The following is an 18,216-nucleotide window of genomic DNA, read 5'->3' on the forward strand; positions in this document are numbered from 1 at the left end:
GGGGGGGGCGCGCGGTTGTCCGCGTCGTCGCTATCGAACGGCTGGGCGCGATGATGTCCGGGATTGCGGCAATGTCAATGTCCCGGTGCGGATTTGCCTGTCGCGGCGCCGGGAAAAAGGGGGCGGATCAGTCCTGTGCGCGATCCATGACCCGGCACAGCCCTTCCTGTGCGACACTGGCGACCATTGTGCCCGACCGGTCGAAGATCGCGCCGCGGGTGAAGCCGCGGGCATGACCCGACCATGGGCTGTCCATGCAGTAGAGCAGCCAGTCATCGGGCTTCGGCGTGGCATGGAACCACACGGCATGATCGAGGCTGGCCACTTGCAGTCCGGGCGTGAAGAGACTGACGGAATGGGGCAGCATGGCCGTAGCGAGCAGTGCGAAATCGCTGGCATAGGCCAGCACCACGCGCGCCATCGTTGCGTCTGTCTCCGTCGGGCGGGCCAGACGGAACCACAGGAACTGGCTGGGCATGCCCCGCCCATCGCTGGTGCCGGTGCCAATGGGGGAGGGCGGCCCGGGGCGCACGTCGAACGCGGCGAGGCGTTCCAGCAGGAACGGAGGCATCGGGTGGCCCGCCGCAGCCAGTGCGTCTGCGAGATCGGGGCAAGCCTCGGGCGGCGCCACCTGGGGCATCGCGGCGGCATGGGCGAAGCCCTGTTCGGGCCGGTGGAACGAGGCGGCAAGGTTCAGGATCGGCACGCCGCCCTGCATGGCCACCACGCGGCGGTTGGCGAAGCTGCCGCCGTCGAAATCGCGCAGCACGCGGTAGATGATCGGCCGGGTGGTATCGCCCGCGCGCATGAAATAGGCATGGAGCGAATGAGCCGGTTTGCCTTCCGCCATCGACCGTGCGGCGGCGGCGAGAGCCTGTGCCACCACTTGCCCGCCAAACACGCGGCCCGGCCCTTCGGCGGACGATGCGCCCCGGTAGAGATCGGTATCGAGTTCTTCGATCGTGAGCAGGCTGCGCAAGTCCTCGATCGCGCTCTGGCGGGGATCAGCCACTGGCTTTTTCCCCATTGGCCTTTTCCCCATTGGCCTGGGGGCCCTGAAGCCATTCGCGGGCCTGCTGCTCGATCGAGAGGAGTTCGCCCAGGGTCTGTTCGATCGCCCGCTGCTGTTTGCGCAACTCGCCGATCCGCTCGCCCACGGTGGCGATCAGCTGGCGGACCTGTTCGTTATGTTCGGGATCGACATCGTAGAGATCGAGGAATTCCTTGATCGCGCGAATGGTGAAGCCGAGCCGCTTGCCGCGCAGGATCAGCTGCATCCGGCCGATCTCGCGACGGGAATAGATGCGCGTCGTGCCCGCCCGCTGCGGGGCGATCAGGCCCTTGTCCTCGTAGAAGCGCAAGGTCCGCATGGTCACGCCGAGCAGGTTCGCGGCTTCCTGGATGCCCAGCATTTCCGGATGGTCCGGCAAGGCCGCTGCGCTGCTCATGAGCCCCGGTTCGCGGCGCGGCGCGCGGCTTCCTCTTCGGCGAGGTCCTTTTTCGAGAGCTTGCCGACCATGGTCTTGGGCAGGCTGGTGCGGAATTCGATCGCGCCCGGCATCTCGATCTTGTTCAGGCGCTTGCTCAGGAACGCCTTCAATGTCTCTTCATCCAGACTGTCCCCCTCGTGCAGCACGACAAACGCTTTCGGGGACTGGCCGCGATAGGCATCCGGAACGCCGATCACAGCCGCCTCGGCCACCGCGGGATGCTCGTAGAGCGCTTCCTCGATGATCCTTGGATAGACGTTGTAGCCCCCGCACAGGATCATGTCCTTGATCCTGTCGACAAGGAAGAGATAACCGTCTTCGTCGAGATAGCCAATGTCTCCTGTCCGCAGGGCGCCGTAAATGAACGTGCGTTCGGTGTCCGCCGGGCGGTTCCAGTAGCCTTGCATCACTTGCGGGCCGCGCGCGCAGACTTCGCCTTTCTCGCCGGCCTTGCAGACGCGGTTGGGCTCGTCCGGATCGCGGATTTCCAGCACGGTGCCAGGGAAGGCGGGGCCGCACGAGTTGTCCTTCACCAGCCCTTCGATCGGATTGCAGGCGATGATCGGGCTGGCTTCGGACAGGCCATAGCCTTCGACCACATTCACCCCGGTCTTCTGCTCGAAGGACTTGCGCACTTCCAGCGGCAGCGGCGCGCCGCCCGAGATGCACACGCGCACGCTGTCGAACTCGCCGTGCAGATGCTCCTTGTTGAGCGCGGTATAGAGCGTGGGAACGCCGAAGAACTGGGTGGGCCTGGTCCGCCTGGCCGTGGCGAGGAAGTTCTTCATCTCGAAGCGCGGCAGCAGGATCATCTCGGCGGCGGTATCGACCGAATAGTTCAGCACCGTCGTCAGCGCGAAGACGTGGAACAGCGGCAATACGCCTAATGTGCGCTCCTGATGATCGGGCATGTGGCCGACATGGGCGATCATCTGCGCGCTGTTGGCGGCCAGGTTCGCATGGCTGAGCATGGCCCCCTTGGGCACGCCGGTGGTGCCGCCGGTATATTGCAGCACGGCCAGATCCTGCGGATCGCACAGCACCGGGTCCGGATCGGCATCGCGCGCGATCAGGTCGGCATAGCGGGCGTAGCGCAGGTCGTGCGGCTCGTGGACGATGTCGCGCCGCTTGAACAGCAGGAAGGCCCGCCGCTTCATTGCGGGGAGGGCATCCGCGAACGGGCAGACCACCACGCGTTTCAGCGTGTCCTTGCCCACCAGCGGCTCGATCTTGGGCAGCGACAGGGCAAGGTCGGTGGTGATGATGACTTCGGCGCCCGAATCCTCCACCAGATGCGCCATCTCGCGCTCGGTGTAGAGCGGGTTGAAGTTCACCACCACGCCGCCGATGCGCAGGATCGCGAAGTAGCAGATCACGTAATAGGGCGTGTTCGGCAGGCACAGGCCGACGCGGGTGCCCTTGGTCACGCCCAGATCCTGCAGGCCCCGCGCGGCCCGGCGCGCGAGATCGCCGATCTCGGCATATGTCCACTTGCGGCCCATGAAGTCGATCGCCGGCCATTCGCCGTGGGCCGCCACGGCATGATCGAGCAGGGCAGTCAGCAAGCGCGGCGCGATCGGCGGCATCTCTTCCGGCTGTTGGGCGGAGGAGGAAGCCGGGCGATCATTGCCGCCGATCGTCGCCGCGCCGCTCATCAGAACGTCACCCGCGCGCCGAGAGAGAAGACCATCGCGTATGCGTTCGTGAGAGTGCCGTCGACCAGGATCGGCGTCTGTACCGCCGTGCCGGCATAGGCCGCCGTGGTACGGTCGATCGAGGCGTCCTTGAAGGCGATATAGGAGGCGGCGGCATCGACCGTGATATGGCTGCTGGCGGCATAGCTGGTGCCTGCCGAGAAGTTCCACCGGTTCGAATCGGGCACGCGTGCATCGCGGTGGCCGTCACGGGTCGGGGTCGTGCCGTACTGCACGCCGCCGCGCACGGTCCATTTCGGGCTTACGGCATAATCGGCACCCACCGAGTAGCTCCAGCTGTTCTTGTAGTTTTCAGGGATGGACACGTTAAGCGGATCGCCCAGATCGATCGAGTCGAACTTGCTCCAGCCGTAGCGGACGACTTGCCCGTTGAGCGTGAGCTGGTCGGTCGCCTTGAACCGCACGCTGCCGATCGCCATCCACGGCGTGGCAAAGTGGGCATGGGTGTTGACCGTGCCGTTCGATGCGGCGAGCGGGCCCAGCAGGTCTTCGGTCACGACCGAGCCCTTGAGCGTGTGCTTGACGCTCGACTTGTAGGAAAGGCCCAGCGAGACCGGGCCGGTGTGGTACTGCATACCGGCCGACCAGCCCAGGTCCCAGCCATGGCCGGAAAGCGTCTGGTGGCCGTCCGCCAGCAGCGGCGAGAGGTTGGGCAGGTAATTGCTCAGCGTCGCGTCGGCATATTCGATGTTGAGAGCGCCGCCCAGCTTGAGGCCGGGGGCCAGTTCCACGGCCACGGTGGGCTGGATGTCGAAAGTGCGCAGCTTGGTCTTGTCGGCGGTATAGCGCGCCCAGCTGTCCGAAGCATAATCGGTGGTGAAGGAATAAGGGGCCGTCACTGAGAGGCCGACCGCCACTTTGCCGAAGCCATAGGCAATGGCGCCGGAAGGCAACAGGCCGTTGCTGATCGGGTTCTTCTGCACGGAGTTCCCGCCAACCGATGCCGCGGCCTGTCCCGGGCGGACGATCACGGTGCCCTGATCGGACACCTTGCCGCGCGGCAGGATGGCACTGGCGTGGATGGAGGCTTCGCCGCCTTCCATCCCGGCGATCGCGGCCGGGTTCCACCAGATCGAATCGACCCCGGTATCGGCGGCTTCGCCGGAAAAGGCGCGGCCCTGCGCGCGGACGGACTGTTCCTGCAGATAGAAGGCCTGCGCATGGGCGGCGCCCGCCATGCCGAAGGCCAGAACCGAAGCAGTGCCCGAAAGGAGGATACGGGCGTAGGCAGTTTTCATTTCAGGTGTCTCCCTAAGTTATGTCTTCATTGCGCAACGCGCGATTACGGCAATCGGGTCCAGGTCTGTGTCTTGCAGAGCGGCCAGACGATGCAGCCCTTGAGCTTCAAGGAGTCCGGTCCGGCGGGGGTGATCGTGGCCTTGTAAGTGCCGCCGTCCTCGGCGTTGTAGATCCACCCGCCCGACCACTTGGTGCCGTCACGGGTGAAGCCGCCGAGCATGGCCAGGCCCTTGACCTTGCGAGTGCGCTTGGCGGCGTCCTTGTTGTTCACGTCGCGTAAGTCCGCGTCGGCGCGGATGCCGTCCGATTCGAGCAGGCGGCCGCAGATCGATTCGCCGCAGCGGGCGATCTCGACGACGCCGTGGCGCGTCGGCGTCTGCCACTTGCCCATGATTGCATCGGGACTGGCGGCAAGGGCGGGATTTCCAAGGGTGGCCGTGGCAACCAGAGCCATTGCCGCACGTTTCAACAACGTCATGAGTGACCTTCCATTCCTCTCTCCTCGGCCCCTGTTTTTCCGGACCCATGCGCGCGTGATGACGCGTCCGGTCCGGGGGCGATGGCATATGCCTAACCCAAAATTTGCTTGACGTATAGGGAAAGAATTGCACCTATAGGGAAGAATTGAGGACAACGCCGATCCGGCGCTAGAATGGCTGCGCCGAGTCCCCCGATGGAGAGAATGCATGCAAAGCGTCGTGATTGCGGGTTACGCCCGCTCCCCCTTTCACTTGGCCAACAAAGGCGCGCTGGCGCGGGTTCGTCCCGATGATCTGACCGCGCAGGTGATTCGCGGACTGATCGGCAAGACCGGCGTAAATCCGGCGGAGATCGAAGACCTGATCGTCGGCTGCGCGTTCCCGGAAGGCGAGCAGGGGCTCAATGTCGCGCGCCTGATCGGGCTGCTGGCGGACCTGCCGATTTCGGTGGGCGGGATGACGGTGAACCGTTTCTGCGGCTCGTCGATGAGCGGTATCCACTATGCCATGGGGCAGATCGCCATCGGTGCGGGCGAGGTGTTCATCTGCGCGGGCGTCGAATCGATGAGCCGGGTGCCGATGATGGGGTTCAATCCCATGCCGAACCCGGCGCTGGCCCAGAAATCCGCCGTCTATATGAGCATGGGCGAGACTGCCGAGAACGTTGCCGCCAAGTACCAGATCAGCCGCGCCGATCAGGAAGCGCTGGCGGTAGAAAGCCAGAAGCGCGCCGCTGCCGCGCGCGAGGCAGGCAAGTTCGCGGACGAGATCGTGACGATCGAGACCAAGGGCGGCCCGGTCAGCGAGGACGGCACCATCCGCCCCGAAACCACTGCCGAAACGTTGGCCGGTCTCAAGCCGGCGTTTGATGCCCAGGGTTCGGTCACGGCCGGCACCTCTTCGCCGCTCACCGATGGCGCCAGCGCGGTGCTCGTCACCACCGAGGACTATGCGCGCAAGAACAACCTGCCGATCCTCGCCCGCATCAAGGCCGTGAGCATCAGCGGCTGCGCGCCCGAAACCATGGGCCTTGGCCCGATCCTTTCCAGCCAGAAGGCGATGGCGCGCGCGGGCATTACCGCTGCCGATCTCGACGTGGTGGAACTGAACGAGGCTTTCGCCTCGCAGGCGCTGGCCTGCATCAAGGATCTGGGCCTCGATAGCGCCAAGACCAATATCGATGGCGGCGCGATCGCCATCGGCCACCCGCTCGGCGCCACCGGCGCGCGCATCGTCGGCAAGGCGGCTTCGCTGCTCAAGCGCGAAGGCGGCAAGTATGCGCTCGCCAGCCAGTGCATCGGCGGTGGTCAGGGCATCGCCACCGTTCTGGAGGCGGTGGAATGAGCGATTCTATCAAAAAGGTCTGCGTGATCGGCGCCGGCACCATGGGGGCCGGGATCGCCGCGCAAGTCGCCAATGCCGGGGTGCCGGTGCTGCTGCTCGACATCGTCCCCAAGGACGGGGCGAACCGCAACGCCATTGCCGAAGGCGCCGTCGCCAAGATGCTCAAGACCGAGCCTGCGCCGTTCATGAGCAAGGCTGCGGCCAAGCTGGTCGAGACCGGCAATATCGAAGATCACCTGGGCAAAGTCGCCGAATGCGACTGGGTGATCGAAGCGGTGATCGAACGGCTCGACATCAAGCAGGGCCTCTATGCCAAGCTGGAGGCGGTGAAGCGTGATGGCACGGCGGTGTCTTCCAACACCTCCACGATCCCGCTGGCGAACCTCGTCGAAGGGCGTTCGGACGCGTTCAAGCGCGATTTCCTGATTACCCACTTCTTCAACCCGCCGCGCTACATGCGCTTGCTGGAGATCGTCACCGGCCCCGAGACCGATGCGGGCGTTGCCGCGAAGGTAGAAGCCTTCGCGGACGTCGCGATGGGCAAGACGGTGGTCAAGGCAAAGGACACGCCGGGCTTCATCGCCAATCGCATCGGCACGTACTGGATCCAGCTCGGCATCAATGCCGCGTTCGAGATGGGGCTGAGCGTCGAACTGGCCGATGCCATTGCCGGCAAGCCGATGGGTGTGCCCAAGACCGGCATTTTCGGCCTTGTCGATCTGGTCGGTATCGACCTCATGCCGCACTTGCAGGCGAGCCTTACTTCCACCCTGCCGCAGGACGATCCCTATCACGCGATCGCGATCGATCATCCGCTGATCGGGAGGATGATCGCGGACGGCTATACCGGCCGCAAGGGCAAGGGCGGGTTCTACCGGCTCAACAAGGAAGCGGGCCGCCGCAAGGAAGCCATCGACCTGGCGACCGGCGAATACCGCCCGGCGATCAAGGCGGCTGGCCCGCGCGGCAGCGCCGCCAAGGGCGATCTCAAGGCGCTGGCCGAAAGCAAGGGCGACATCGGCGCTTATGCCTGGGCGATCCTCGGCGGAACGCTGGCTTATGCCGCGGCCCTCGTGCCTGCGGCGGCGTCTGACGTGGTGGCCGTCGATGATGCGATGAAGCTTGGCTACAACTGGAAGGCCGGGCCTTTCGAGATGATCGACAAGCTGGGCGCGAAGTATCTTGCCGACAGGCTCGAAGCCGAGGGCAAGCCGGTGCCCGAGATGCTCAAGATCGCGGGGACGCGCACTTTCTACCGTGTCGAGAACGGCAAGCGCCAATTCCTCGGCCTCGATGGCGAATACCACGATGTGGTGCGCCCCGAAGGCGTGCTGCGGCTGGCCGATGTGAAGCTGGCCTCCAAGCCGCTCATCAAGAACGCGTCCGCCGCGCTGTGGGACGTGGGCGATGGCGTGGTCTGCCTCGAATTCACCGGCAAGATGAATGCGCTCGATGGCGAAGTGATGAAGCTGATCGTTCAGGCCATCCCGCTGGTTGCTTCGCAGTACAAGGCGCTGGTGGTCTATAACGATGCCGACGCCTTTTCCGCCGGGGCCAACCTTGGCCTTGCGCTCTTCGCGATCAATATCGCCGCTTATGGCGAGATCGAGAAGCTCGTGGCGGGCGGGCAGATGGCTTACAAGGGCCTCAAGTACGCGCCGTTCCCGGTGGTCGGTGCCCCGGCGGGCCTGGCCGTGGGCGGCGGGTGCGAGATCCTGCTGCATTGCGACGCCGTTCAGGCCCACGCAGAGCTCTACACCGGCCTTGTCGAATGCGGCGTCGGACTGATCCCGGGTTGGGGCGGCAATGGCGAAATGCTCGACCGCGCACGCAAGGCGAAGATGATGCCCAAGGGGCCGATGCCGCCGGTGGCCAAAGTGTTCGAGACGGTCTCGACCGCGACGGTCTCCCGCTCGGCCGCGCAGGCGAAGGAACTGCTGTTCCTGCGCCCCGACGACGGCATCACCATGAACCGCGACCGCCTGCTTTACGATGCCAAGCAGAAGGCGCTGTCCATGGTCGAAGGCTACACCCCGCCCGAGGCGCCGGAGTTCAGGCTGCCCGGTGCCAGCGGCCATGAGGCGCTGAACATGGCGGTCGACGGCTTCCACAAACGCGGGATGGCGACGGACTACGACGTGGTCGTCTCCAACGAACTGGCAACGGTTCTTTCGGGCGGTGAGGCCGATGTGGTCGATACCGTGACCGAGCAGGAACTGCTCAAGCTGGAACGCGAGGCCTTCATGCGGCTGGTGCACGATAAGCGCACGATCGCGCGGGTCGAGCACATGCTGGAAACCGGCAAGCCGCTGCGGAATTGATTGAAAGAGGAATATTGGGCCCGTTGTGATCTTACTCCCACTCATCGTCCTTGCGAGCGACCGCAGGTCGCGCGGCAATCCAGAGTCGGCGCAAACCGCCCTGGATTGCTTCGCCCTTCGGGTTCGCAATGACGAAAGAGTGGGGTTCTGAAGCACCGCGCCCGCGAGGAGAGTGACAATGCAGGTCTACGAAGCACCCTTGCGCGATATGAAGTTCGTGCTGCACGAGCTTCACAACGACGATGGTTTCGGCAATCTCGAGGCGCTGGAGGAATTCACGCCCGATCTCGTCGATGCCGTTCTGGAGGAAGCGAGCAAAGTCGCGCAGGAAGTGCTGCTGCCCTTGAATCGCAGCGGCGATATCGAGGGGTGCACGCTCGAAAACGGCGTCGTGCGCACGCCCAAGGGCTTCAAGGAAGCCTATGACTTGTTCCGCGACGGCGGCTGGTGCGCCCTGGCTTCCGATCCCGAATGGGGCGGGCAGGGCCTGCCCGAGCAGGTGAACAAGATGACCGAGGAGATGATCTGCTCGGCGAACCTCTCGTTCAGCCTCTATCCGGGCCTGACGCACGGGGCGACCACCGCGATCGAGGGTTATGCCAGCGATGAGTTGAAGCAGTTCTATCTGCCGAAGATGGTTTCGGGCCAGTGGTCGGGCACGATGTGCCTGACCGAGCCGCATTGCGGCACTGACCTGGGCCTGCTGCGCACCAAGGCGGTGCCGCAGGAGGATGGCAGTTACAAGATCAGCGGCGCCAAGATCTTCATCTCCGCCGGCGAGCAGGATTTGACCGAGAACATTGTTCACCTCGTGCTTGCCCGCATGCCTGATGCGCCGGAAGGGGTGAAGGGCATCAGCCTGTTCCTGGTGCCCAAGTACCTGCCCAAGGAAGACGGCACGCCCGGCCCGGCCAACGGCGTTTCGGTCGCCGCAATCGAGCACAAGATGGGGCTCAAGGCCTCGGCCACCTGCCAGCTCAATTTTGATGAATCGACCGGCTGGCTGGTCGGTCAGCCGCACAAGGGCATGGAAGCCATGTTCACGATGATGAACACCGAGCGAGTCTCGGTGGGCATCCAGGGCCTCGGCGTGGGCGAGGCGGCTTATCAGTCCGCCGTGTGGTACGCGAAGGATCGTCTGCAGGGCCGCTCGCTGTCGGGCGTGAAGAACCCGAACGGTCCGGCCGATCCGATCATCGTCCACCCGGACGTGCGCCGCATGTTGATGACCATGCGTGCGTACAACGAAGGCTGCCGCGCGATCTCCGGCTGGGTCAGCCGCGCGCTCGATGCGGAGAGGCATTCGACCGACCCGGAAGTAAAGGCTAACGCGGAAGATTTCGTGGCGCTGATGACGCCGGTGGTGAAGGCGCTGTTCACGGACCTGGGCTTTGAAAGCGCGAACCTTGCGGTGCAGTGCTACGGCGGCCACGGTTACATCGCCGAAAGCGGTGTGGAGCAGTACGCGCGCGATGCCCGTATCGCGATGATCTATGAAGGCACCAACGGCATCCAGGCGCTCGACCTCGTCGGCCGCAAGCTGCCCGCGCACATGGGCCGCTATCTGCGTGCGTTCTTCCACCCCGTTTCGCAGTTCATCGCGGCGAACAAGCAGGACGAGACGTTCGGCAAGATGATCGAAGCGCTGGAAAAGGCCTTCGGCGCGCTGCAGCTTTCCACCGCGACCATTGCCCAGAAAGGCATGGCCGATCCGGAGGAAGCCGCCGCCGCCGCGACCGATTACCTGCGCCTGACCGGGCTTGTCGCCATGGGCTACTGCTTCGCCAAGGCGGCGCTGATCGCGCAGGCCAAGCTGGCCGAAGGCACTGACGAGGCCGGGTTCTACAAGGCCAAGCTCACCACCGCGCGCTTCTTCTTCGACCGCATCCTGCCGCAGACGACCGCCGCGTTCCTGGCGATCAAGTCGGGCAAGGCCTCGATGATGGAGATGGACGCGGAAGCGTTTTGATCGCTCAAACTCCTCCCTGTCGCGCAGCGATGGGGAGGTGGCAGTGACGTCAGTCGCTGACGGAGGGGTTCCTCCCCCTCCACCACCCGCTGCGCGGGCGGTCCCCCTCCCCATCGCTGCGCGACAGGGAGGATTGAAGGAGTGATGGCGTCCGCGCCCTTTCCCCGCTAAGGGCGCGCGATGCTTCGCCTGACCGACCTTACCCTGCCTCTGGACCATACGCCCGCCGATCTCGAACGGGCGCTGTGCGAGCGGCTGGAGCTTGCCCCGGGCGATCTCGAACGCTTCACGGTGGCCCGGCGCGGCAATGATGCGCGGCGCAAGACGGCGATCAAGCTGGTCTATTCGCTCGATGTCGCGGTGCGCGACGAGGCCGGGGTGCTGGCCCGCTTCGCCGATGATCCGCATGTGCGGCCGACGCCCGACACGTCCTACAAGTTCGTCACCCATGCGCCGGAAGGCTGGGCCGAAAATCCCGCAAACGAGAGGCCGGTGGTGATCGGCGCCGGGCCTTGCGGATTGTTGGCCGCGCTGGTGCTGGCGCAGATGGGCTTCAAGCCGATCATCATCGAGCGCGGCAAGGCCGTGCGCGAGCGGACCAAGGACACCTGGGGCCTGTGGCGCCGCTCGGTGCTCAATCCGGAAAGCAATGTGCAGTTCGGCGAGGGCGGGGCGGGCACGTTCTCCGACGGCAAGCTCTACAGCCGCATCAAGGACCCGCGCCATCTCGGCCGCAAGGTCCTCACCGAATTCGTCAAGGCCGGGGCGCCGGACGATATCCTGACCGAAGCCCATCCGCATATCGGCACGTTCCGCCTCGTCACCATGGTGATGTCGATGCGCGAGACGATCGAGAAGCTGGGCGGCGAATACCGTTTCGGCACGCGGGTCGACGATTTCGAAGTGGAGGAGGGCGCGGACGGCACGCGCCGCCTCAAGGGCCTGCACCTTTCGACCGGCGAATTCCTGCCCGCCAGCCATGTCATCATGGCGGTCGGCCACTCGGCGCGCGATACCTTTCAGGTGCTGTATGACCGCGGCGTCCATGTCGAGGCCAAGCCCTTTGCCATCGGGGTGCGCATCGAGCATCCGCAAAGCTGGATCGACAAGGCGCGCTATGGCCCCAATGCGGGCAACAAGATCCTCGGCGCGGCCGCCTATTCGCTTTCGCACAAATGCTCGAACGGCCGTGTGGTCTATTCGTTCTGCATGTGTCCGGGCGGGCGCGTGGTGGCGGCCACCAGCGAGGAAGGCCGCGTCGTTACCAATGGCATGAGCCAGTATTCGCGCGCCGAATTCAACGCCAACTCCGGCCTTGTCGTCGATATCAATCCGGAGCGTGACTATCCCGGCCATCCGCTGGCGGGCGTGGCCTTGCAGCGCAAGTTCGAGGAACTGGCGTTCAAGGCGGGCGGCTCCAACTACAAGGCGCCGGGTCAGAAGCTGGGCGATTTTCTGGCGGAGCAGCCTTCGACCGAATTCGGCGAAGTGACGCCAAGCTATCAGCCCGGTGTGCACCTGACCGATCTCAAGCAGTGCCTGCCGGACTTCGTGATCGACGCGATCCGCGAGGCGCTGCCGGTGTTCGGGCGGCAAGTGCCCGGTTACGACCATCCCGACGTGGTGATGACGGGCGTGGAGACGCGCACGTCTTCGCCGGTGCGCATCACCCGCGGGCGCGATTTCCAGAGCCTCAACACCCGTGGTCTCTATCCGGCGGGAGAGGGGGCGGGCTATGCGGGCGGCATCCTGTCCGCCGCCGTCGACGGCATCCGCGTGGCCGAGGCGCTGGCGCTGGAACTGGTTCCCGCGTGACGGATCACACCAATTTTCGTCATTGCGAGGCCGCAGGCCGAAGCAATCCAGGGCGGTTTACGCACGCTCTGGATTGCCGCGTCGGCTTCGCCTCCTCGCAATGACGAAGGAAGAGAAAGCATACGACGCCATCGTGCTCGGCGCGGGCGCCGCGGGGATGTTCTGCGCGGCGACGGCCGGGCAGCGCGGGCGGCGGGTGCTGTTGCTCGATCATGCCGGGCAGCCCGGCAAGAAGATCCTGATCTCGGGCGGAGGGCGCTGCAATTTCACCAACCTGCACACCGCGCCGGACCGCTACCTTGCGCAGAACCCGCATTTCGCCAAATCGGCGCTGAGCCGCTACACGCCTGCCGATTTCCTCGCGCTGGTGGAAAGCCACGGCATCGCCTGGCACGAAAAGACGCTGGGCCAGCTCTTCTGCGACGAGAGCGCGAAGCAGATCGTCGCCATGCTGCTGGAGGAATGCGCGAAGGGCGGCGTCGACCTCCAGTGCGGCGAGGCGATCCGCAGTGTGGACCATGCTGACGGGCTCTTTCGCGTGTCGCATGGAGACAACACGGCGCAGGCTCCGGCGCTGGTGATCGCCACTGGCGGCCCGTCCATTCCGAAGATGGGCGCGACGGGTTTCGCCTATGATCTGGCCCGCCAGTTCGGCCTCAAGGTGGTGCAGCCGCGCCCGGCGCTGGTGCCGCTGACTTTGCCTGCCGAAGATGCCCTGTTCCGCGACCTGTCCGGCGTGTCCACCGAAGTGATCGCGCGCGTCAACGGGAAGGGGGGCGGCAAGGTGGCCTTCCGCGAGGCGGCGCTGTTTACCCATCGCGGGCTGTCGGGCCCGGCGATCCTGCAAATCTCCAGCTACTGGCAGCGCGGCGATACCATCACCACCCAGTTCCTGCCCGATCGCGAGGAAGGCTGGCTCAAGACGCTGAAGCGTGAGCGGCCGAAAGCGGGGCTGCGCAAGGTTCTTTCCGAAGACCTGCCGGACCGTCTGGCCGAAGCCCTGTGCGAGCGGCTGGGCCTCAGCGGCGATCTCGGCAACCTGTCCGACAAGGCGCTGGCCGCGGCGGAGGCCCGGCTGGCCCGCTGGCCTTTCGTGCCGAACGGGTCCGAAGGCTTCGCCAAGGCGGAAGTGACCGCAGGTGGCATCGATACCTCGGGGCTTTCGTCCAAGACGATGGAAGCGCGCAAGGTGCCCGGCCTCTATGCCATCGGCGAGGCGGTGGACGTGACCGGCTGGCTGGGCGGCTACAATTTCCAGTGGGCCTGGGCCAGCGCCCGGGCGGCCGGACTGGCGCTCTAACTTTTGTAGAGTGCGGGGTAGGCAGCCTTGAGCTTCGCGATCTTCGGCTTGTCGTAGCGGCTGGTGTAGCTGTTGTCCGGGTTCTTGCGCATGAAGTCCTGGTGATAGCTTTCCGCCGGGTAGAACTGCCCCGTTTCCAGTTTGGTGGCGACCGGCTTGCCGAACACGTCTGCCTTGTCGAGCCCGGCGATATAGGCGGCCGCGATCCGGCGCTGCTCGGCGGTCTGCGGGAAGATGGCGGAGCGGTAGCTGGGGCCGGTATCGGGATACTGGCGGTTCACTTGCGTGGGATCGTGCGCGACCGAGAAATAGATTTTCAGCAGCGCGCCATAGCTGACTTTCGCCGGGTCATAGACGATCCGCACCGCTTCGGCGTGGCCGGTGCGTTCCGACGAGACCTTGCGGTAATTCGCGTCGGCCCTGGTGCCGCCGGCATAGCCGGACAGGACCGACTGCACGCCTCTCACATGCTCGAAAACGCCTTCCATGCCCCAGAAGCAGCCGCCGGCCAGAACAGCAACCTGAGAGCCCTTGGGGATCACCTTGCGGGCCGGCGGGTCCGGAAAATCCGCAGGGACTTGCGGCTTGGCCAGAGACAGGGTGCCGCTGGCAGCGGCCAGTGCGGCGAGGCTCAGCGCCGTGATGGAGATGGGGCGGATCGGCATCACAGACTCTCCCGATGACGGACTGTCCTGTATTCGCCCGGGACATGCCAGAGGTTACACAGGGGGCAGCAAAGAGTCACGCCAGACCCGTTCAGGTGGCCCGTGTCGTTTCTCGAACTACCAGCAGCGGCGTCATTTTCACGCTTTCGGCCGGGCTGCCTTCAAGACGGGCCTTGAGCTTTTCCACCATGATCTGCGCACCCTTGGCGATTTCCTGCCGGATGGTGGTGAGCGGTGGCACTGTCAGCGATGCCAGCGGCAGGTCGTCGAACCCGATGACCTGCACGTCGCGGGGCACCGACCGGCCCTTTTCGCGCAGGCAGTGCAGAACGTTCATGGCGATCAGGTCGGAAGCGCAGATGATGCCGTCGATGCTCTCGTCGGCAGATCTTGCGGCTTCCGCGATCTGCCTGCCCATGTCGTCGCTGGCAAGGCTGATCGGGATGTGGGCGATGGGAACGCCCGCTTCGGCAGCCGCCGCCGAGGCGCCGCGCCAGCGCTCCTCGATTTCGATGCCCTTCGTTTCGCCCATGAACGCAAGACCGCGGGCGCCGGCGGCGATCAGGTGTTCGGCCGCGATGCGCCCGCCCGCAAGGTTATCGGTGCCGACCGCGCAGTGGATCTGCCCTTCGTGAGAGGCGCCCCAGGCGACGAGCGGCCGGTAGGTCCGGGCCACGGCCTCGATAACTTCGAACTGGTCGGACTGGCCGATCAGCAGCACGCCGTCGACCATGCCCGAACCGGTCATGCGTTCCAGCCAGTCGCGCGTCCCGTCCGGGATCGCACGGCTGAGCATCACGTCATAGCCGGACTCGGTAAGCTCGTCGGCTAGCCAGCCGAGCAGGGTCAGGAAGAAGGGGTCGGAAATATGCTGGCGCTGCTCATGCCCCAGCGGAATGACGATGCCGATCACGCCGGTCCGCTTGGAGCGCAGCTTGCTGGCCATCTGGTTGGGGCGGAAGCCGTGTTCGCGTGCCAGCGCCTGGATACGTTCGCGGGTTTCGACGTTAACCAGCGACTTACCCGCGAGCGCGCGCGACACTGTACCGGTGGAAACGCCGGCCAGCCGCGCCAGGTCGGCCAGCGTGCGCACGGCAACACGCGCTCCAGCCTCGTCCTGAGCGCCCCAAGTATCCTCGCTGTTATCCTGCCCCGTTCCCATCGCGGCTCTCTTAACACCTTGAAACGTGGGGCGGAAGTTACTTGTGCAGTTTACTATCTTGGCGGACGGGGCGGTGTCCCGCGTCCACGAAGAGGGTTGCCACAGCGCCTGCCAGCATGAGGAGACCGGCCAGTATCAACGCGTTGCGCGGATCTCCGCCGAGCAGGGGTTTGTATAGCATGGGCATGGAAAGCGCTTCGATCAGCATCGGGACGACAATGAAAATGTTGAAAATCCCCATGTAGATCCCGGTGCGTTCGGGCGGAATCGAATCGGCCAGCATGACGTATGTGTTGCCCATCATTCCGGCCCACCCGATCCCGATCCCGGCCATCAGCAGCATCAGCAGGGGCAGCGATAGCGCTGCGGGTATCAGCAGCATGGCAGTGCCGGCGGCGGCGAGGCAGGCTGCGTGCACGGACCGCGCGCCGAGGCGCCGCACCACGGGGATCAGGGCAAAGGCCGCCACGAACGCGATGAAGTTGTACAGCGCCCCCAGTTGCTGCGCGGTCAGCGCCGCGTCCCGGAAACCCTGCGACGCGGTGTCGTGCGTGCCGTAGAGCGAGCGGGAGAGCGCGAAGGCGATGAACTGCCAGTACACGAACATCGCGTACCATTGGCACAGCATGGCGATCGCCAGTTGGCGCATCGGCCGGGGCATTTCGGCGAAGGCGCTGCCGATTTCGCGCAAGGTCGTGCCGGGGCTGAGCGGGTTTCCGGCAATCCTGGCGCGTTCCTCGGGCGCAAGCGGCAGTTCCGGCACCCGCAATATCGAGTACAGCATCGACGAGATCGAGAGGATGGCGCCGATCAGGAACGCGATCCGGATAACGACCGGGATGCCATTGGTGTGGAGCAGGTTACGGTCGATCCCGGTCGCCAGCAGCGAAGGGGTGAGATAGGCCAGCGTCTGGGCGAGGCCGGTGGCGGCGCTCTGCGTCAGGAAACCGGTGGGGCGCTGGCTGGGGCGCAACCGGTCCGAGACATAGGCACGGTAAGGTTCCATCGTGATGTTGTTGCCGGCATCGAGCAGCCAGAGCAGTCCCGCGGCCATCCACAAGGCCGCGGAATAGGGCATGACCAGCAGACAGAGCGAACAGAGCACCGCGCCGGCCAGAAAATAGGGGGTGCGGCGCCCGAGGCGGGACAGAGTGCGGTCGCTCATCGCGCCGACAATGGGCTGGACAAGCAGCCCGGTCACGGGGCCGGCCAGCCAGAGCAGCGGCATGGTCGCTTCCTCGGCGCCGAGGAAGCCGTAGATCGGGCCCATGTTGGCCTGCTGCAGGCCGAAACTGAACTGCAGGCCGAAAAAGCCCATGTTCATTTCGACGATGCGCCACAGTGAAAGGCGCGGTTTCGCCCCTTCTGACATGTATTGGCCTCCCGTGAGCGCGGCCTTTCCTGTTGTCGCAGCCGTCGCGCATGAATCGTATATCGAATTGCGACAGGCGGGACAGCCCCGGCTCTTTGCAAAGCTTTCACTTTTCAGAACTTGCAAACGATTGTAAATTGCATGTCATGACGGCTTTGCCCCCAACCGATCCTGCACAGTCGCCTTTGCTGTGGCGCCGCACCGATCTTGCTGCGCTGGACCCCCGGTGTTGCGTGAGGGCGCCGGTTGTGGATCCGGGGCAGGTCGTGCGGGTCGAAGGCGGTATCGATGTCTGGGATGCCTGGCCGCTGGCACGGCCCTGTGGCCATCCACTGCCCTGGCGCGGCGGGGAGTTCTGGTTCGCGCTTGCCGCTCCGGCGGGCGACGATCCGGAGGCGCGCCATCATGTCGCCCGCATCCACGGCTTCCACCGCGTGGACGGGCGGTTCATCCATCTCGGGCCAGTCTTCACCGAAGGTTTCAGCCCCGGCAGCCGCGAGTGGTCGGGATCGGCGAAAGTCGAGGACGGGAAAGTTACGCTCCTCTTCACGGCGGCGGGCGCGCGCGGGGAAGACCGGGTTTCGTTTCGCCAGCGCATCTTCGAAAGCACCGCTCTGCTGGAAGGGGACGACATGGCCTTTTCCGACTGGGCCGAACCGGCCGAGATCGTCCGCCCCCGCGATGGGCACTACATGGCAAGCCACGAGGCGAGCGGCCGCATCGGGCAGATCAAGGCCTTTCGCGATCCCGCGACCTACCAGTGCGCTGCGGGCCGGGAATATCTGCTGTTCTCGGCCTCTTCCGCGGCGGATCAGGGCGATCACAATGGGGTGATCGGCTGTGCCGTGCGGGAAGCGGACGGCACTTTCCGCAAGCTGCCGCCGCTTGTCGATGCCTGCGGGACGACCAACGAGCTGGAGCGGCCGCATATCGTCGAACATGCGGGCCTGCTCTACTTGTTCTGGTCGACCCAGGCCGGTGTGTTCGCGCCCGGAATCGACGCGCCGACAGGCCTTTATGGCGCGGTTGCAAGCGCGGTCGAAGGGCCCTGGCGGCTGCTCAACGGTCATGGACTGGTGTTTGCCAATCCGGATGCCGAGCCGTTTCAAACCTATAGCTGGTGGGTCCTGCCCGATCTCACCGTTGCCGCCTTTGTCGATTACTGGGGGACCGGGAACCCGCAGGCCCGGGAAAAGCCCAGGGGACGCACCCATTTCGGCGGCACGTTCGCGCCGTTTCTCCGCCTGCGGCTGGATGGCAATACGGCATTTCTCGATAGCGGCCCGGCTGCGGTGCCTTTATCTTGTTGAACAAATATTGCGCAGCAGAGGAATTGTGTTACATC

At 65.2% G+C, this 18,216-nt stretch carries 14 protein-coding genes; 6 read left to right on the forward strand and 8 right to left on the reverse strand.

The genetic code is table 11. The annotated features are described in order from the left end of the window. Positions 1-127: 127 nt before the first annotated feature. From NN5_RS16375 to NN5_RS16395, 5 genes are read right to left on the reverse strand one after another with little or no spacing between them, the layout of a single operon-like run. Positions 128-1,012 carry an acyl-CoA thioesterase gene (locus NN5_RS16375; RefSeq protein WP_067735626.1) on the reverse strand — a complete coding sequence of 295 codons (885 nt, stop codon included), beginning with the start codon at positions 1,010-1,012 and terminating at the stop codon, positions 128-130. After that, a complete protein-coding gene (locus NN5_RS16380) occupies positions 1,005-1,448 on the reverse strand; it encodes a MerR family transcriptional regulator (protein ID WP_169801004.1) in 444 nt (147 codons plus the stop codon). The genes NN5_RS16375 and NN5_RS16380 overlap by 8 nt, the downstream gene beginning before the upstream one ends. Beyond that, positions 1,445-3,145, reverse strand: a complete 1,701-nt coding sequence (locus NN5_RS16385) for a long-chain-fatty-acid--CoA ligase (protein WP_067735629.1) — start codon at positions 3,143-3,145, stop codon at positions 1,445-1,447. The genes NN5_RS16380 and NN5_RS16385 overlap by 4 nt, the downstream gene beginning before the upstream one ends. Next, on the reverse strand, positions 3,145-4,443 hold the full coding sequence (locus NN5_RS16390) for an OmpP1/FadL family transporter (protein ID WP_067735633.1): 1,299 nt from the start codon (positions 4,441-4,443) through the stop codon (positions 3,145-3,147). Before NN5_RS16390 ends, NN5_RS16385 begins: the two co-directional genes overlap by 1 nt. Positions 4,444-4,487: 44 nt before the next feature. After that, positions 4,488-4,922, reverse strand: a complete 435-nt coding sequence (locus NN5_RS16395) for a DUF2147 domain-containing protein (RefSeq protein WP_084384998.1) — start codon at positions 4,920-4,922, stop codon at positions 4,488-4,490. A 208-nt stretch (positions 4,923-5,130) separates the two neighbouring features. Between NN5_RS16395 and NN5_RS16400 the strand changes: the two genes are divergently transcribed. The 5 genes from NN5_RS16400 (at position 5,131) to NN5_RS16420 (ending at position 13,672) form a co-directional block, all read left to right on the forward strand. Further along, the gene (locus NN5_RS16400; protein ID WP_067735639.1) at positions 5,131-6,267 is read left to right on the forward strand and encodes a thiolase family protein; all 1,137 of its coding nucleotides are present in this window, start codon (positions 5,131-5,133) and stop codon (positions 6,265-6,267) included. Next, positions 6,264-8,588: a 3-hydroxyacyl-CoA dehydrogenase/enoyl-CoA hydratase family protein gene (locus NN5_RS16405; RefSeq protein ID WP_067735643.1), complete on the forward strand. Its 2,325-nt coding sequence runs from the start codon at positions 6,264-6,266 to the stop codon at positions 8,586-8,588. Before NN5_RS16400 ends, NN5_RS16405 begins: the two co-directional genes overlap by 4 nt. A 178-nt stretch (positions 8,589-8,766) precedes the next feature. Continuing rightward, the gene (locus NN5_RS16410; protein ID WP_067735646.1) at positions 8,767-10,557 is read left to right on the forward strand and encodes an acyl-CoA dehydrogenase C-terminal domain-containing protein; all 1,791 of its coding nucleotides are present in this window, start codon (positions 8,767-8,769) and stop codon (positions 10,555-10,557) included. 180 nt (positions 10,558-10,737) lie between these two features. Beyond that, positions 10,738-12,372: an NAD(P)/FAD-dependent oxidoreductase gene (locus NN5_RS16415; RefSeq protein ID WP_067735649.1), complete on the forward strand. Its 1,635-nt coding sequence runs from the start codon at positions 10,738-10,740 to the stop codon at positions 12,370-12,372. A 100-nt stretch (positions 12,373-12,472) separates the two neighbouring features. Continuing rightward, positions 12,473-13,672 carry a BaiN/RdsA family NAD(P)/FAD-dependent oxidoreductase gene (locus NN5_RS16420; RefSeq protein WP_067735652.1) on the forward strand — a complete coding sequence of 400 codons (1,200 nt, stop codon included), beginning with the start codon at positions 12,473-12,475 and terminating at the stop codon, positions 13,670-13,672. Here NN5_RS16420 and msrA read toward each other — a convergent pair. The 3 genes from msrA to NN5_RS16435 all read right to left on the reverse strand — a co-directional run bounded on the left by msrA (position 13,669) and on the right by NN5_RS16435 (position 16,871). Beyond that, positions 13,669-14,337, reverse strand: coding sequence for a peptide-methionine (S)-S-oxide reductase MsrA (gene msrA / locus NN5_RS16425; RefSeq protein WP_067735655.1), 669 nt, complete (start codon positions 14,335-14,337; stop codon positions 13,669-13,671). The two genes, NN5_RS16420 and msrA, sit on opposite strands and share 4 nt — an antisense overlap. 91 nt (positions 14,338-14,428) lie before the next feature. Next, positions 14,429-15,499 (reverse strand): LacI family DNA-binding transcriptional regulator, encoded by a 1,071-nt coding sequence (locus NN5_RS16430; RefSeq protein ID WP_067735658.1) that lies wholly within the window; start codon positions 15,497-15,499, stop codon positions 14,429-14,431. Between the two features lie 37 nt (positions 15,500-15,536). Then, entirely contained in the window at positions 15,537-16,871 is a 1,335-nt protein-coding gene (locus tag NN5_RS16435) for an MFS transporter (RefSeq protein ID WP_067735661.1), read from the reverse strand. A 233-nt stretch (positions 16,872-17,104) separates the two neighbouring features. On the opposite strand from NN5_RS16435, the gene NN5_RS16440 reads away from it, so the two are divergent. Next, complete coding sequence (locus tag NN5_RS16440) at positions 17,105-18,181, forward strand: glycoside hydrolase family 68 protein (protein ID WP_245656561.1); 1,077 nt, start codon at positions 17,105-17,107, stop codon at positions 18,179-18,181. Positions 18,182-18,216: the final 35 nt, after the last annotated feature.

The sequence above is a fragment of the Novosphingobium naphthalenivorans NBRC 102051 genome (genome assembly GCF_001590985.1).
Lineage (GTDB): Bacteria > Pseudomonadota > Alphaproteobacteria > Sphingomonadales > Sphingomonadaceae > Novosphingobium > Novosphingobium naphthalenivorans.

Excerpts from the sequence above, each read along its gene's own strand:
- NN5_RS16395 (WP_084384998.1), bottom strand. The coding sequence starts at position 4,922 with ATGACGTTGTTGAAACGTGCGGCAATGGCTCTGGTTGCCACGGCCACC.
- NN5_RS16430 (WP_067735658.1), bottom strand. The coding sequence starts at position 15,499 with ATGGGAACGGGGCAGGATAACAGCGAGGATACTTGGGGCGCTCAGGAC.
- NN5_RS16435 (WP_067735661.1), bottom strand. The coding sequence starts at position 16,871 with ATGTCAGAAGGGGCGAAACCGCGCCTTTCACTGTGGCGCATCGTCGAA.
- NN5_RS16385 (WP_067735629.1), bottom strand. The coding sequence starts at position 3,145 with ATGAGCGGCGCGGCGACGATCGGCGGCAATGATCGCCCGGCTTCCTCC.
- NN5_RS16410 (WP_067735646.1), top strand. The coding sequence starts at position 8,767 with ATGCAGGTCTACGAAGCACCCTTGCGCGATATGAAGTTCGTGCTGCAC.
- NN5_RS16420 (WP_067735652.1), top strand. The coding sequence starts at position 12,473 with ATGACGAAGGAAGAGAAAGCATACGACGCCATCGTGCTCGGCGCGGGC.
- NN5_RS16400 (WP_067735639.1), top strand. The coding sequence starts at position 5,131 with ATGCAAAGCGTCGTGATTGCGGGTTACGCCCGCTCCCCCTTTCACTTG.
- NN5_RS16415 (WP_067735649.1), top strand. The coding sequence starts at position 10,738 with ATGCTTCGCCTGACCGACCTTACCCTGCCTCTGGACCATACGCCCGCC.
- NN5_RS16390 (WP_067735633.1), bottom strand. The coding sequence starts at position 4,443 with ATGAAAACTGCCTACGCCCGTATCCTCCTTTCGGGCACTGCTTCGGTT.
- NN5_RS16380 (WP_169801004.1), bottom strand. The coding sequence starts at position 1,448 with ATGAGCAGCGCAGCGGCCTTGCCGGACCATCCGGAAATGCTGGGCATC.
- NN5_RS16405 (WP_067735643.1), top strand. The coding sequence starts at position 6,264 with ATGAGCGATTCTATCAAAAAGGTCTGCGTGATCGGCGCCGGCACCATG.
- msrA (WP_067735655.1), bottom strand. The coding sequence starts at position 14,337 with ATGCCGATCCGCCCCATCTCCATCACGGCGCTGAGCCTCGCCGCACTG.